Annotated in this window: 1 pseudogene; it reads right to left on the bottom strand. The window is 64.2% G+C overall.

What is annotated here, in order from left to right:
- Positions 1-66 precede the first annotated feature (66 nt).
- Positions 67-332 (bottom strand): annotated as a pseudogene (locus tag IVB13_RS25065) (amidohydrolase); the annotation flags it as partial.

The following is a 332-nucleotide window of genomic DNA, read 5'->3' as shown; positions in this document are numbered from 1 at the left end:
ATCGATCAGCTGCTTCCCTGGGCCTATCGCGCGCAATCCCTCAAAGCCGTGGCCTGAGAACGACGCTTACGCATTACCGGTGCCGCCGACAAACCAGAAAACCGAGGGAACGTGCCACTCCGCGCCGAAAGATCCGAAGTCCTCGCTGGCAGGGGCCGGCCCCGTCGCCCGGACGCGCTCGGTGCCGAAATGCCCGCGGAACGCATCCACCACGCGTTTGCTGGCTTCCTGATCGTTCACGTTGAGAGGATAATGATCGAGGGTCGTGATCTCGGGCGGTCGAGGCGCCCCCGAAGCATCCGCTTCGGCTTTGACGATCCGCTCGATGGCCC

Origin of the sequence: Bradyrhizobium sp. 17, from assembly GCF_023073515.1 — a bacterium.
Classification (GTDB): Bacteria; Pseudomonadota; Alphaproteobacteria; order Rhizobiales; family Xanthobacteraceae; genus Bradyrhizobium; species Bradyrhizobium canariense_D.
Note: the sequence above shows the minus strand (reverse complement) of the source record. Positions and strands in the feature narration are given on the sequence as shown.